Here is a 14,369-nt window from a genome sequence, read left to right as displayed (position 1 = left end):
TGGCTCTACGAATATTGGCGATCGATGACCCGATCTGCGACTACGAATATTCGTGCGTCAGATTCGTCTGGCGCACCATAGCTGACGTGATCGGCACCTGAGGCGACCACAACGGAGCGAGTCTACGAGCGACCGTTCGCGGCCCGTCTCGCGTCCCGCGCCGAAGGCGCGGCCATCGACTCAGCCGAGTCGTCGAAGCGCATACGACGCAGTCGTATGTCTCGACGGCTCGGACGCGAGACACCAGGGGGCCGCGAACACGCAGCGCCGAAGGCGCTGCCAAAGATAAGGAGAGCAAGCGTGCGCGACATGGTCGAGATCGGTATGGGTCGGACCGCCCGGCGTACCTATGAACTGGACGATGTCGATATCGTCCCGTCGCGGCGGACCCGTTCGTCGAAGCAGGTATCGCTGGCGTGGCAGTTGGACGCCTACCGATTCGAGATCCCGTTCCTGGCGCACCCGACCGATGCGCTGGTCTCGCCGGAGTTCGCCATCGAACTCGGCAGGCTCGGCGGACTCGGCGTCATCAACGGCGAGGGGCTGTGGGCCCGGCACGCCGATGTCGCCGCCAAGATCGACCAGTTGCTCGAACTCGTCGCCAAGGGCGGTTACGAGCGTGCCGTCGGGTTGCTGCAGGAACTGCATGCCGCGCCGATGCAGCCGGACCTGCTGGCCGCCGCGGTCGCGCAGGTGCGCGCCGCCGGTGTGACGGTGGCGGTGCGGGTGAGCCCGCAGAACGCACGCGCGCTGACCCCGGCGCTGCTGCAGGCCGGTATCGACCTGCTCGTGGTGCACGGCACCATCATCTCCGCCGAACACGTCGGCGACGGTGAGCCGTTGAACCTGAAGACCTTCATCGCCGAACTGGATGTGCCGGTGGTGGCGGGTGGCGTGAGCGATCACAAGACCGCACTGCATCTGATGCGCACCGGCGCCGCAGGCGTCATCGTCGGCTACGGCTCCTATCCGGGCGCGACGACCACTGGCGAGGTGCTCGGCATCGGGGTGCCGATGGCCACCGCCATCGCCGATGCGGCCGCCGCCCGTCGCGACTACCTGGACGAGACCGGCGGACGCTATGTGCACGTGATCGCCGACGGCGATATCGCCACCTCGGGTCAGCTGGCCAAGGCCATCGCCTGTGGCGCCGATGCCGCCATGCTCGGTGTACCGCTGGCGCTGGCCGCCGAGGCTCCTGGCCGCGGTTGGTACTGGCCGTCGTCGGCCGCGCATCCTTCGGTCCCGCGCGGTTCGCTGCTGCATGTCGAGGATCCGTGGGATCTGGGCGGCGAGCTGTCCGGTGATACCGGCGAGACGGTGCGCCCGAGCCTGGAGCGGGTGCTGTACGGCCCCTCCGACGACCCGTTCGGTTCGCTGAATCTCGTTGGCGGCCTACGTCGCTCGATGGCCAAGGCAGGCTACTCCGACCTCAAGGAATTCCAGCGGGTCGGCCTCAGCGTCCGCGCCTGACATCTCGCTGCGGCACAGATCTCGCCGTAGCCGTTCAGCGGTGTCATTCGACTACCCTCGACGGTCGTCAGCGGACGTGGGTGGGGACACCGCGCTCGCGGAGGAACTGCTGGATGGCGTTATTCACCGGGTCCGGGTGGGTCATGGTGACCGCCAGGCGCGCACCCGCGATCTCGACGAAGGTCGATGCGGTGAGACCGGCGGCCAGCTGCTGGGCGCGCTCGCGGGCGATGCCGCTGTCGGTGGCGTGAATCACCAAGGCGGGGCAGGTGATTTCGGATAAGCGGTCCGATACCGAATCGCGGCTGAGCAGACAGCCCGCGGCCGCCTCGATGCCGCGGCGGTCGCGGCCGAGCCAGCGCTTGGTCCAGATCGCCCGGTACCACTCGTCGTCGCCGATCAGCCAGTACGCGAGCTGTTCGACCGCCTCCTGTCGGGAGCCGTCGTCATACCATTCGTCCAGGAATTTCTGGGTCGCGGTGGATTGTTCCGGCGTCGGGCCGTGCGCCTCGGTGCTGATCAGGATCAGCGCGGAAACCCGCTCGGGTGCGATGAGCGCGGTGCGCAGCGCGGTGAATCCCCCTTGCGCGGTGCCGCCGATGACGGCGCGTTCGGCGCCGAGATGATCGAGCACGGTGAGGGCGTCGCGCGCCGCGGTCCAGTAGGTGAACGGTAGCCCCTCGTCCCTGGTGCGGCCGTGTCCGCGCGCATCCCAGGACACGATCCGGAATTCCGGTGCGAGCGCGGCCATCTGGGATGCGAACATCGTTCGGTCCATGAAGAATTCGTGTGCTAGTAAGACCACCGGACCGTCGCCGCCACTGTCCTCGTAATGGATGTCGGCGTCTATCGCGCGGGCGAAGGGCACGGCATGAGGATAACCAGCGGTGCGGGGGCGCGCGGGACGATTTCACCCCCTCACTAAACTGTGCGAGTGGCAGAAACTCAGAGACCGGTCCTCGTCGTCGACTTCGGCGCACAGTACGCCCAGCTGATCGCCCGGCGGGTCCGTGAATCGAGTGTGTATTCGGAGGTGATCCCGCATTCCGCCACGGTGGACGAGATCGCCGAGAAGCAGCCGCTCGCGGTGATTCTGTCCGGCGGACCGTCCAGCGTGTACACCGAGGGTGCGCCGCAGCTGGACGCGCGGCTGTTCGATCTCGGCATCCCGGTCTTCGGCATCTGCTACGGCTTCCAGGCCATGGCGCAGGCACTCGGCGGGACCGTCGCGCACACCGGGACTCGCGAATACGGCCGCACCGAGTTGAGCGTGGACGGCGGTCTGCTGCACGGTGGCCTGCCGACCAAACAGCCGGTGTGGATGAGCCACGGCGATGCGGTCACCGACGCGCCCGAGGGCTTCGAGGTCACCGGAACCAGCGCGGGCGCTCCGGTCGCCGCATTCGAGGATCGGGCCCGCAAGCTGGCCGGTGTGCAGTACCACCCGGAGGTGCTGCACTCGCCGCACGGTCAGCAGGTGCTCAGCCGCTTCCTGCACGAACTCGCCGGAATCCCCGCCACCTGGACCCCGGCCAATATCGCCGAATCGCTGATCGCCTCGGTGCGTGAGCAGATCGGCGACGGCCATGCGATCTGCGGGCTCTCGGGCGGTGTGGACAGCGCGGTCGCCGGCGCACTGGTGCAGCGCGCCATAGGCGACCGGCTGACCTGCGTATTCGTCGACCACGGCCTGTTGCGGGCGGGCGAGCGCGAGCAGGTGCAGCGAGACTTCGTCGCCGCGACCGGCGCCAAGCTGGTGACCGTCGACGCGGTGGACAAGTTCCTCGGTGAGCTGAAGGGCGTCACCGATCCGGAGGAGAAGCGCAAGATCATCGGCCGGGAGTTCATCCGGTCGTTCGAGGATGCGGTGTCCGAGGTCGTCATCGAACAAAGTGGCGGCACCAAGCCGGAGGTCGAATTCCTGGTGCAGGGCACGCTCTACCCGGACGTCGTCGAATCCGGCGGTGGCAGCGGCACCGCGAATATCAAGAGTCACCACAATGTCGGCGGTCTGCCCGACGATCTGGAGTTCGACCTCGTCGAACCGCTGCGGTTGTTGTTCAAGGACGAGGTGCGTGCGGTCGGCCGCGAACTCGGGCTGCCCGAGGAAATCGTTGCCCGCCAGCCGTTCCCGGGTCCCGGCCTGGCCATCCGCATTGTCGGCGAGGTCACCGCGGACCGCCTCGAGACGCTGCGGCAGGCCGATGCCATCGCCCGCGAGGAGTTGACCGCCGCCGGACTGGATCGCCAGATCTGGCAGTGCCCGGTGGTGTTGCTCGCGGATGTGCGCAGCGTCGGCGTGCAGGGCGACGGCCGCACCTACGGTCATCCGATCGTGCTGCGCCCGGTCTCCAGCGAGGACGCGATGACCGCGGACTGGACCCGGCTGCCCTATGACGTACTCGAGCGCATTTCCACCCGAATCACCAATGAGGTGGCCGAGGTCAACCGGGTTGTCCTGGATGTGACGAGCAAGCCACCGGGCACCATCGAATGGGAGTGACCCCGCAATCGGGCCTGATTTGCCGGATTCCGGGAGTACCGTCAGCCGGGTAGACCAGTTCCCCAGGGAGTCCGGATGGCAGCGAAGAAGCCGCTCTGCACCGTCAACGCGGTCGTCGAGGCGCCGTGTGGCCTGGTGGCCGCGCTACTCACCACGGTGTGCGCCGGTCCGGTCGGTCCGGACAACGCCTTCTTCCTCGCCGACGGCCCCGATCCCGGGATGCGGTTGCGCGGCGGCCCTAATGAATTCCGGGCCGCGATCGCCGGGGACCCCAATGGGATTCGGGTCGAGGTGGATCGGGCGCAAGCGATGCTCGCGGTCGAAGGGCAGCGATGGTTTCGCGCCGAGTGTCGAGTGTTGCCGCATCCGAAGGGCGCTCGGGTGATCCAGCAGATGTTCAACGTCGCGACCAGTGCGCGGTGGATGGTGCCGATGATCGCGCGGGGTGTCGAGGGCAAGCAGCGGGTGAGTATGCAGCGGCTACTCGACCGGATCAGTGAACATTTGGGCTGCCCGGCCTATTTGGAGTAGTGGTCTCGGGATTCGTCGTGGGCGGCGGTGTGCGGCCGAGGACGAGTTGCCCGAGTAATAAGCCGCCGCCGAGGTAACTCCGGCTCGGTGTCAGCGGCATGAAGTGGCCGATCGGGATTCCCGTATGGTCGGTCGGATCGTCATCGATGTCGAACTTTTCCATGGGCATTGGCGTTCTGCTCCTCCGGAAAGAAAATGGCCCGTCCATCGGACGGGCCATTCGGGTGATCAGCGGGGTCTGCGCGGGGAAATGACCAGCAGGATGCCGACCACGATGGCGGCGATCACGACGACCCAGCCCAGTGAGGCCACGCTGGTGGCGGTCATGGGGGCCGGACCGACGAAGGCCCAGATGCTCACGCCCAGGGCGAGCAATCCGACGATCAGCAGGGAGACGGACGGTCCCCGCTTGGTGACGTTGTCTTGGGTGGGGTCAGCCACGGTGCACCTCCGCATCGCCGGTCCGGACATGGACTTTCAGATCGAGCACCGGTGCGCCGTCGGCATGCGGGCCGGTAATGCCGGTGGGACAGTTGACATCTCCCAGATTGACGGTGCAGTCGGTGCGCACCGCCATACCCTCCGGCAGCAGGATCTTGGCATTGCCGAGTTGGACGACGACCTCGACTGCGCGGCTCTCGGTCAGCTTCAGCGAGCGCAGATCCAATGTGCCTGTCCCCACGGTCAACTCGTACTTCGGGGCCAGATCGGTCATCGTGGTCGGCGCCCAGGTGCGGTCGCCGACGGTGGCGCTGTCGAATTCGATCGGGCCGAGCATCGAGGCCAGCACCACGAATCCGGCGAGCGGTGCGGTGAGTACGAGCAGGCCGTAGCCGCGGCGCAGGAATGCGCCGATCACCAGCCCCAACCCGATCACCACCAGCGCCACCGCGGCGATGCGTCCGGGTGTCATCCACTCGACGCCGGACGCGGCCAGCGCACCCGCACCCGCGGCGGCCAGGATGGCCAGGCCGAGCACCACTGGCGTGAGCCGGGACCGAGGGCGCTTCGGCGGCGGCGCGACGATGGTGCGGGTCGGGGTCGGGTCGGGCAGATCCCAGGCGAGCGGGGCGACGCCGAGCGGGTCCCAGGCGGGTGGCGTGAGTCCGGTGCGGTGCGCGGGTGTCGCGGTCGCCGTGCGGGATGGGGGAGTGCTTGTGCGCGAAGTGGATTCGGCTGCGGCAATCCCCGTGGGTGTTCCGTCTTCGGGCGCTGCGGTCTCGACGGGAGGAGCTTTGGTTCCCGCGTCGCCCTTGTCGAGCAACACGGTGTCGGCGTCTTCCTTACGTAGCAGGACGGTGTCGGGATCGGCTGGCGTAGCGCCCGCGATCGGCGTGCCGGCCTTTTCGATCAGTTCGGTGTCGGTGTCGCCATTTTCGGTGTCCGGCGAGAGGATCGGATCTGCCTGCTGCGCCGGGGAGTTCGGTGCCGCCTGTGCGGGAGCGTCCGGGACATACGCGTCCGGCAACTTCGTGTACGGCGTGTACATGCTGGTCTCCGGCGCGTAGAAGTCGCCGGGCATCGTGCGCTGCGGGAATACCGCCCCGGGGTAGCCGGTCGCGGTGAGACCGCCGTCGAAGCCGCCCAGCGAACTCGTGCCGGGCGGCGGCTGCGGGGTGCGCATATGCAGCATCCACCATCCGGCCAGCATCAGCGCCATGCTGATCATGCCCGAGCCGGCCAGTCCGACGCCGACCGGTCCGATGGTGCTGACCGCGATGGCCAGTGCCACGAGCAAAACGATGGTCTTGGTCTGCGACTGCGAGCTGTGCCCCTTGCCGAACAGCGACTCGGCCGCCGAGGACTGGTCACCGGCCGCGCTGAACAGCAGCCAGGCGAGCAGGTACAGCACTATGCCCGCGCCGCCGAAGATCGTCGACACCACGAGCGCGACCCGCACGAGCACCGGATCGATCCCGTAGCGCTGCCCGAACCCGGCCGCGACGCCCGCGATCGGACCTTGCCGCGGCAACCGGACGGGCCGCGTCTGCCACATCTGGTGAATCTGATCGCCGAAGCTCGTTTTCGTCATGGTTTCCATGGTGGGCGTGACCAGCGCTTCGGCACATCGGGGGGAACCCTGAAACTATGGCTGATCCTTTTGGACCAATCGGTCTCTTGGGTTATTCGATCGCGTGCTGCTCGTCCAGACCGCACCGCCCTTGTGGTGCCGGGTTACAGGAAGATCCGGTCTCCTGTCACGGCATCGGCGGCGGTGACCTCGGATGTGTCGGCGGTTATGGTCACGTAGGACTGGATGGTCAGTGGGCCGCCGCAGTTCTCGACCACCAGGTGGTAGTCGTGGCTGACCAGATAGCCGGTGCCGCCGAGGGCCAGGTCCTTGGTGCCCACTTCGATCGGCTTGATCTCGCCGGGGCTGATCGACATGTCGAGGCTGACTCCGGCGTAGATCTTCGGGCCGATACTGGCGTCGAAGTTCGGTGACGTCGAGTCGCCGCTGCCGCTGACACCGATGCTGAATCCGGCGTCGAAGCCGATCCCGGCCTGGATATCGACCGTTAGATCGAGATCGACCGCACAGGCGACCAGGTAGCCCGCCTTCATGGTGCCCGTCGCATGCGCGGGGATGGTGCCGTAGAAGGTGTTGTCCAGGAACACCTCTCGGTTGGTCGGCATTCCGTTGAGCGGGGGGACCGGGCGGAACTGTTCGTCCATATGACCGACCGTGAGCTCGAATCCCGCTGGGCCCGAGTAGTTCTTCTCGTGCGGCGCCATCCCCTGGGCGGCGGCGAGTGGCGCACCCGCCGATGCGATTCCGACCAAGGTGGCGGCGGTCAGTACCGACTTGATATTCATGATTCCTCCCCGAACCTGTGCTCGGCCCCCTGCGGCGCGAGTCCCGGTGTTGAGTGGGACGTTTCCGGCCCGAAAGAAACGTATGGCGCAGAGTGCTGCGCTACCGAGTCGATTGATCGACGGGAGGTATGAAACGTGCTGGTAGAAGCGGTCGTGACCAGTTATCCGGTCCGGCGGCGCGCGAATCGGCCGGGTTCGGGCGCCTGGCCCGGACCGTGCGTCGTGTGTCGGCTGAGCGGCGGATAAGAACGAGAGGTCAGCGCGGCTTTTTTGTCCGGACCGGACACTCGGGCAGCCGTTACGGCCGATGCTCCGGCTGTGGGCGGCCGGCCTCCATCGCGATCGGTGAAGATCAGGGTGATTCCTTATGGTCGGGTGTCGGTGAGCCGTGCCAGTATCGAAGGCATGTACCCGTCCGTGCCCGCGTTCGATGCTGCTCGGGGGGCCGATCCCCGGGGGTTCGGCGCCGCGCCCGGCTTCGCGCCCGGCCCCGGTCGCTTCGGCGCCGCGCCGGTCCTTCAGCCCACTGCGCCGTATCCGAGGATGGTGCGGCGTTCGGGTGGTCGGATCGTCGGTGGTGTGGCCGGTGGTGTCGCCGATCATCTCGGGCTCGATGTGTTCAAGGTGCGGATGGCATTCGTATTGCTGTCCGCACTCGCGGGGGCCGGAATCGTCGGCTACGGGATGCTCTGGATCTTCACTCCGGGCGGCCACGATGCGGTAAAGCCGACCGGTAAGGAGCGCCGTCAGGCGATCGGGTTGGCCTTGCTCGGACTCGGGCTCGCGGTGGGGGTGTCGTGGCTGTTCAGCGGTACCGCGGCGAAGGTGATCGTGCCGATCGTCGTGGTGGCGGTGGGTGCGGCGCTGGTGTGGCGCGAATACGACACCGACGGCCCGCGGTCACTGCTCGGGCTGCCCGCGCGACCCTCGGTGGTGACCTGGTCGCGCATCGTCGCCGGGATCACGATGATCGTGCTCGGACTCGGCGTGGTGGTGCTGGCCAGGATCGATCTGAGTTCGCTCGGCTCCGCGCTGATCGCGGTGGCGGTCACATTGATCGGCGCCGGTCTGCTGACGGTGCCGCTGTGGCTGCGCATGATGCGCGCGCTGAATGCCGAGCGCGCGGCCCGCATTCGCAATGAGGAACGCGAGGAAATCGCATCCCACCTGCATGATTCGGTGCTGCAGACGTTGGCGCTCATCCAACGTCAGGCCGACGATCCGCAAGAGGTGGCCCGGCTGGCGCGCAGTCAGGAGCGGGAACTGCGCCGGTGGCTCTTCGAGGATTCCGGGCCCGCGCAGTCGAGTCTGGCCGTGGCGCTGCGCACGATCGCGGGCGAGGTCGAGGATCAGCACGGGGTGAAGGTGACTCCGGTCACCGTCGGCGATGTGACGATGGACGGCGCCGACAGCGGATCCGGCCTGCCGAAGGAGCATTTCACCGCATTGCTCGGCGCGAGCCGGGAGGCGCTGGTGAATGCCGCCAAACATGCGGGTGTCCCGGAGATCGATCTGTTCGCCGAGGCGGAACCGCATCAGGTGAGCATCTTCGTGCGCGATCGTGGGGCCGGATTCGATATCGCGGCGGTGCCGCAGGATCGGCGGGGTGTCGCGAAATCCATTCGCGCCAGAATCGAGCGGCGCGGCGGTTCGGTCGAGATCCTTTCCGCGCCCGGTCGGGGCACCGAGGTGCGGATCATCATGCCGCGCACCGATTCCGGCGATCAGGATCGAGTCGAGGATGCGCCGGTCGGCGACGAAAAGGTCGATGGAGTGCGACAAACGGTTCGCAATCGTCGATGATCGTGGCGTCGAGCAGGGGCTGCCGTGCTGACGGCGTTCGGTCGCGGGTTCGCGGCTCGGCCGATGGTGTCGGATAGATGGAACTCGGCACCGGCGATTCGGTCGTTCGAATATCGGGTTGCCGTGCGTCCGATCCGGGCGGCGGGCAGCGCATTCGAGGCTTCGCTGGCGATGGTTGCGCCGTAGTGGCGCGGATGACGACGGATGCGGCGGCGGTTGTGGTACCGATGAAGTGCGGACGACCTGCGGGCGGTCCGTGCGTCAGGGTGGGTCGATCCACCGAGGGTGAGGAGAAGTAGGTGGCCGTGCGGGTCTTTCTCGTCGATGATCACGCCGTATTCCGCTCGGGTGTGCGGGCCGAATTGAGCCGGGAGACCGATATGGAGGTCGTCGGGGAGGCGGGGGGCGTGGCGGAGGCGGTCGCCGGAATCAATGCCGCGCGTCCGGATGTCGTACTGCTCGATGTGCATATGCCTGACGGCGGCGGGGTCGCGGTGCTGTCCGGGATCGATGACGGTCCGGTATGTCTGGCATTGAGCGTCTCCGATGCGGCCGAGGATGTGATCGCGGTGATCCGTGCGGGTGCGCGCGGTTATGTGACCAAGACGATCTCGGGATCCGAACTGGCCGATGGCATTCGGCGGGTTGCCGGGGGTGATGCGGTGTTCAGCCCGCGGCTGGCCGGTTTCGTCCTCGATTCGTTCACTGGCAAATCGCCGGTGCCGGAGCCGCCGCTGGATCCCGAACTGGATTCGCTCACCCCGCGCGAACTGGAGGTGCTGCGGCTGCTCGCCCGCGGCTACACCTATCGGGAAATCGCGGAGAAGCTCTTCATCTCGGTGAAAACCGTTGAGACGCATGCCTCCAACGTGCTCCGCAAGACCCAGCAGTCCAACCGCAACGCCCTCACCCGCTGGGCGCACCGGCGCCGCATCGACTGACTCCGCGCATTCTGGCGTGCCGCACACGTATTCGCTCGGCGCGCACGGTCTCGCCGGGCAATTTGTGCGGACTGGGCAAGTTCGTGCGCGCCGGGCAAATTCGTCCGCAACGGGTCGGTTTGCGCGTGTCGGGCTGGTGCGTCTGCGGCGGGCCCGTTTGTGCGCGCCGAGCCCAGCTCGCAGAGTTCCTACGCGCCGCGCTATTTCGTCCGCGCTGTGGTGCCATTTCTACACTCGAGTTCAGAGTTCGTGTGCGCCCCACGGTGCCATTTGTGCGCGCGGTGCCACTTCGTGCGTGCTGCGCAGTCATGGGAAAGCTGAAGAGCTGCGGCGCAGTGGATTACATCATCGCGATGATGACGGCGATGATGAGGATCAGGCCGATCAGCAGGCCGATGGCGATGGCGAGCGGGGCATTGCTGGCTTCCTTCGACTTCGCCTTCGGGCGCTGGGGTGCGGCGGCCGCTGGACCGGAGGTGTTGCTGCGGTGCGGGCGAGGCAGCGGAGTCGAGTGCGGACTGCGCAGGCCCGATGCCGAATTGCGGGCGGCCCATGCCGGAATGGTGCCGTCCTCGGTGCGCACCGGAGCGCCGAGGATATACGGACCGGTGCCGGGACCGAATGCGGCGGTGAGGATTTCGTCCCGCGCCTCGGCCATGGTCGGCCTGCGCTGCGGAGCCGGTTCCATCATGTGCAGCAGGGCGTTGGTGAGCATGCCGCTGCGGCTGGGCGGGATGATCTGCGCCATGGCCGCGCGATAGACCACGGCATCGGTGTCGTCGTCCATACCGAACGGCGGTTGCCCCTCGATCGCGGTGTAGAGCGTGGCGCCGAGGGAAAATACATCGCTGGCCGTGGTCGGCTGTGCGCCGCGCGCCACCTCTGGGGGAAGGTAGGCCGGAGTGCCGGTGATCACGCCGTCGGGTTCGTCGGAGTTGTCGGTCGCACCACGCGAGATGCCGAAGTCGCTGAGCTTGGCCATGCCGACGACGGGTCCGCGGTCGGCGACGAGAATATTGCCCGGTTTGATATCGCGGTGCACGATGCCGGCGGCGTGCGCGGCCGCCAACGCATCGGCGACCTGCGCTCCGATCTGCGCCACTTCGATCGGCGGCAGCGCATTCACCAGCGCCAATGCCTTTGCGACACTGCGTGATGGCAGATGTTCCATCACCAGCCACGGCTCGCCCGCCTCGAGCACCACGTCGTAGACGGCGATGGCGTGCTCATGCGAGAGCTTGGCCGCGACCCGGCCCTCGTGCATGATCTGGTTGCGGATCTCATTGGCCTCCGCCTCCGGGAGTCCGGCGGTGGAGAGCACCTGTTTGATCGCGACGTCCCGGTTGAGCAGGCGATCGTGTGCGAGCCATACCGCGCCCATACCGCCGCCGCCCAGCTTCGACTGCAGACGGTAGCGGCCGGCAACCAGATAATCGGGGCCGACAATGGGACGAGCGCGTTCGGTCACGGTGCGAGGGTAGCGGAAAACGAGGCCAGCTGGCCTGATTCGCGTCGTGCCGGTTATTGCGTCAGCAGCCGATCCGGGTGCATGCCGTCCACCATGCCGACGAAGGGCGGGTGAATGCTGTAGCCGAGCATGCGCCGGATTTCGGGCGAGACCGCGCGCACGGTATCGCGACTGGTCGAGAGGGTGAAGGCCTCCTGGGTGCGCAACCACGGCTCGCAGTACTGCGCGGTGGCGGCCAATCGCGAGCTCGCCGAGCGGTTCGCGCCGCCGCCGTGCCAGAGGGTGCCGAGGAAGAAGACGCACGAGCCGGCGGGCATGACGCCGGGCACGCGCACGTCGTCCTGCTGTGGTGTCCGACCGTCCGGCCAGCGGTGACTGCCAGGGATGAGCATTGTCGCGCCGTTCTCGGCGGTGAATTCGTCGATCGCCCAGATGGTGGCCGCCGACAAGGCCTTTCGTGGTCGCGGCACCGGATAGAAGCCGTCGTCGGGATGCAGGAGTTGGGCGTTTTCGCCGGGGGCGATATTGATGATCTGCAATTGCGACAGCAGATATCCGGGTAGCAGGAGTCGATCCAAGAGGGCGAGTACGCGGGGATGGTCGACCAGCCGATCGACCATGCGCGTCTTGCCGAGCACGCTGTAGAGCCGCTGAGTCCGGTGGCCCTCGAACGCATTTCGCCCGTTCGGGCCGAGCAGGGGCAGGAGTTCCGCGCGCAGTTCCGCGCATTGTGCCGAGTCGAGCAGGCTCTCGAGGATCACATAGCCGTCGCGATCGAGGGCGGCGAGATCGGCGTCCACCTGCGCGGCGGGAACGTCGCGTACGTCGTGGACGGTTCGATGGGTTCGAGACAGATCGCCCGCGAGGTCCTCGAGCCGTTCGACCTCCGGTTGTGCAGTGCTCATTGTTCTTCCTTCCCCGCGCCGGTTGCTCCGGCCACGAATTCCCATACCTGGTCGGCGACGACGGCCCGGTCCGGGCGCGGGCTGCGGGTGAGCGCCACCGCGACGGCCATGTGCACCCCACCGAGGACGGCCGCGACTAGCAATTCCGGATCGCGGTCCGCGGGCACCATGCCCTGTCGCTGGCCCTGCGCCATATTCCGGATGCCGACCTCGATCGCCTGTTGTAGCCGTTGCCGCTCCACGCCCGCCGCCTCGGCGTCACCGAATCGTCCGAGCGCGACGGGGGCGAGCGGTTCGTCGTAGAGGAAGTTCACCCAGGCCACCACGCGCGCGTGTTCGCGTGCGCGCCAATCCTTTCCGGCGAATTCCGCATAGGTGACCTGGGCACCGAGCCGGTCGTAGAAGTCGGTGATGACGGCGGTGAGCAGTCCGCTGCGCGAGCCGAAGTATCGGTAGGGCAGCCCGACGCTGACCCCGGCGCGGCGGGCGACGGCGGCCACCTCGAGTTCGCCGGTTTCGCTCAGCTCGGCGTGCGCCGCTTCCAGCAGTCGCCTGCGTGCGGTCGCGCCGCGGCCGGTCCATTGCTCGCGCATGACTCTGATCCTAAGTTGAGTTCAACTCAAAAACAACGGCAGCATTGCGACGCGATCGCGGTCGGTACGCGTACTTGACGGAAGTCGGGGGTGGGTTTCTACTGAGCGGGTATCGAACGTATATTCGATACTGATCGATAGCTGGATCGGTGCTGAACCCTTGTTCTTGGGGGGTTCGGGCCGCGCCTTCGCCTCGGGTCCATCGTTGGAAGTAGGTGGTTGTGATGGGTTCGGATGGGGATTCAGGGGCGGGGAGACGGCGGGACAGGATGCCGCCGAGGGATATACCGACACTGGATGAGCTGCGCCGACGGATGGCGGCGATACCCGGGCGCGGGGAAGCGGCGGCCGAGCGGATTCCGCGTGCCGCCGAATCGCGCAGGGAAGCGCTTGCGGTTCCGCCAGCTCTTGCCGAGCTTTTGCCTGATGGTGGCCTGGCCAAGGGGTCGGTGGTGGCCTATTCGGGTGCGAGTTCGCTGCTGGCCGGGCTGCTCGCCGCGGTGACCGAGGGCGGTGGGCATGCCGCTGTGGTCGGGATGCCGCGGCTCGGGCTGCTCGCCGCGGTCGAGATGGGCGCGCAATTGCAGCGCCTCGCCGTCGTCGCCGAGCCCGGGCCGGATCCGGTGGAGGTGGCCGCGGTGTTGCTCGACGGCCTCGATCTGGTGGTGCTCGGCCTCGCCGGTGCCGCCGTCGCCCCGTCCCGGACCCGCGTCATCGCCGCCCGCGCGCGTAGCAAGGGGGCCACCCTGGTGGTCACCGACGGGCGCTGGCCCAATCCGTCTCTGCGCTTGGATACCCGCATCGCCGGGTACGGCGGTCTGGGCGCGGGCCGCGGGCGCCTCCGTTCGCTCCGCTTGGAGGTCGCGGTCCGCGGCAAGGCGGGCCCACCCTGTCACGGCCGAATCGAGCTGCGCCCCAGTGCGAGCCGAGTGGAATGGGTGGCACTGGAAACGGTCGCCGCGGCCGATGAAACGACCGTCGAGGCGCATGGTGCGGCGTCATGAGTCGGCCCGTCGCGCCATGAGTTCAGCTGCGCGAAGCGGCCTTTCCGTCGATCCGGGGCGACCGGAACCGCGGGGCGCCCTGCGGGTCCGCCGTGGTCTCGACCAGTGGGGTTTCGACGCGGCGCCGAGGCCGGGGCAAGTGAGGTGATGTGCGGTGCGCTTGCATGATTCGGGCGAGGTCACGCTCACTGCCGTAACCATCGCCGGTCAGTGGGCAACGGTTGGCTGCCGCATTGACCGCGGCGCGCCGCCGCTCGGCGGCGAGGTTCGTCCGGGAACCCGGTCTTGCGACTGGACACCCCGGATAGCGGGTGCCAGGACGCTACACGAG

Annotated in this window: 13 protein-coding genes; 6 read left to right on the top strand and 7 right to left on the bottom strand. The window is 67.6% G+C overall.

Features of this window, described 5'->3' with window-relative positions:
* Positions 1-300: 300 nt before the first annotated feature.
* Positions 301-1,473 carry a GuaB3 family IMP dehydrogenase-related protein gene (locus ACQP1T_RS34545; RefSeq protein ID WP_040686730.1) on the top strand — a complete coding sequence of 391 codons (1,173 nt, stop codon included), beginning with the start codon at positions 301-303 and terminating at the stop codon, positions 1,471-1,473.
* A gap of 67 nt (positions 1,474-1,540) precedes the next feature.
* On the opposite strand, the gene ACQP1T_RS34540 is transcribed toward ACQP1T_RS34545, so the two are convergent.
* On the bottom strand, positions 1,541-2,341 hold the full coding sequence (locus tag ACQP1T_RS34540; RefSeq protein WP_433757196.1) for an alpha/beta fold hydrolase: 801 nt from the start codon (positions 2,339-2,341) through the stop codon (positions 1,541-1,543).
* A gap of 60 nt (positions 2,342-2,401) precedes the next feature.
* Here ACQP1T_RS34540 and guaA point away from each other — a divergent pair, with 60 nt between their 5' ends.
* Both guaA and ACQP1T_RS34530 read left to right on the top strand, forming a co-directional pair.
* Positions 2,402-3,976, top strand: a complete 1,575-nt coding sequence (gene guaA / locus ACQP1T_RS34535; RefSeq protein ID WP_433757195.1) for a glutamine-hydrolyzing GMP synthase — start codon at positions 2,402-2,404, stop codon at positions 3,974-3,976.
* Positions 3,977-4,051: 75 nt separating this feature from the next.
* Positions 4,052-4,507 carry a hypothetical protein gene (locus ACQP1T_RS34530; protein ID WP_433757194.1) on the top strand — a complete coding sequence of 152 codons (456 nt, stop codon included), beginning with the start codon at positions 4,052-4,054 and terminating at the stop codon, positions 4,505-4,507.
* Positions 4,508-4,735: 228 nt separating this feature from the next.
* Here the strand turns inward: ACQP1T_RS34530 and ACQP1T_RS34525 are convergent, their stop codons facing one another.
* The 3 genes from ACQP1T_RS34525 to ACQP1T_RS34515 form a co-directional block, all read right to left on the bottom strand.
* A complete protein-coding gene (locus ACQP1T_RS34525; RefSeq protein WP_433757193.1) occupies positions 4,736-4,948 on the bottom strand; it encodes a hypothetical protein in 213 nt (70 codons plus the stop codon).
* Complete coding sequence (locus ACQP1T_RS34520) at positions 4,941-6,539, bottom strand: PspC domain-containing protein (protein ID WP_433757192.1); 1,599 nt, start codon at positions 6,537-6,539, stop codon at positions 4,941-4,943. The genes ACQP1T_RS34525 and ACQP1T_RS34520 overlap by 8 nt, the downstream gene beginning before the upstream one ends.
* A 143-nt stretch (positions 6,540-6,682) precedes the next feature.
* A complete protein-coding gene (locus ACQP1T_RS34515) occupies positions 6,683-7,324 on the bottom strand; it encodes an MspA family porin (RefSeq protein ID WP_433757191.1) in 642 nt (213 codons plus the stop codon).
* A gap of 405 nt (positions 7,325-7,729) precedes the next feature.
* Here ACQP1T_RS34515 and ACQP1T_RS34510 point away from each other — a divergent pair, with 405 nt between their 5' ends.
* Positions 7,730-9,127 (top strand): ATP-binding protein, encoded by a 1,398-nt coding sequence (locus tag ACQP1T_RS34510; RefSeq protein WP_433762484.1) that lies wholly within the window; start codon positions 7,730-7,732, stop codon positions 9,125-9,127.
* Positions 9,128-9,432: 305 nt separating this feature from the next.
* Positions 9,433-10,068 (top strand): response regulator, encoded by a 636-nt coding sequence (locus ACQP1T_RS34505; protein WP_062983336.1) that lies wholly within the window; start codon positions 9,433-9,435, stop codon positions 10,066-10,068.
* Between the two features lie 340 nt (positions 10,069-10,408).
* Here ACQP1T_RS34505 and ACQP1T_RS34500 read toward each other — a convergent pair whose 3' ends face one another.
* Genes ACQP1T_RS34500 through ACQP1T_RS34490 form a run of 3 tightly spaced genes read right to left on the bottom strand, consistent with a single transcriptional unit; the run spans position 10,409 to position 13,034 of the window.
* The gene (locus ACQP1T_RS34500) at positions 10,409-11,536 is read right to left on the bottom strand and encodes a serine/threonine-protein kinase (protein ID WP_433757190.1); all 1,128 of its coding nucleotides are present in this window, start codon (positions 11,534-11,536) and stop codon (positions 10,409-10,411) included.
* Between the two features lie 53 nt (positions 11,537-11,589).
* Positions 11,590-12,441 carry a phytanoyl-CoA dioxygenase family protein gene (locus ACQP1T_RS34495; protein WP_433757189.1) on the bottom strand — a complete coding sequence of 284 codons (852 nt, stop codon included), beginning with the start codon at positions 12,439-12,441 and terminating at the stop codon, positions 11,590-11,592.
* Positions 12,438-13,034: a TetR/AcrR family transcriptional regulator gene (locus ACQP1T_RS34490; RefSeq protein WP_433757188.1), complete on the bottom strand. Its 597-nt coding sequence runs from the start codon at positions 13,032-13,034 to the stop codon at positions 12,438-12,440. The genes ACQP1T_RS34495 and ACQP1T_RS34490 overlap by 4 nt, the downstream gene beginning before the upstream one ends.
* 269 nt (positions 13,035-13,303) lie before the next feature.
* Here ACQP1T_RS34490 and ACQP1T_RS34485 point away from each other — a divergent pair, with 269 nt between their 5' ends.
* Positions 13,304-14,038, top strand: a complete 735-nt coding sequence (locus tag ACQP1T_RS34485) for a hypothetical protein (RefSeq protein WP_433757187.1) — start codon at positions 13,304-13,306, stop codon at positions 14,036-14,038.
* Positions 14,039-14,369 lie beyond the last annotated feature (331 nt).

This window comes from Nocardia sp. CA-135398, from assembly GCF_050955845.1.
Taxonomy (GTDB): Bacteria; Actinomycetota; Actinomycetes; order Mycobacteriales; family Mycobacteriaceae; genus Nocardia.
This window is presented reverse-complemented; position numbering and strand designations above follow the sequence as displayed.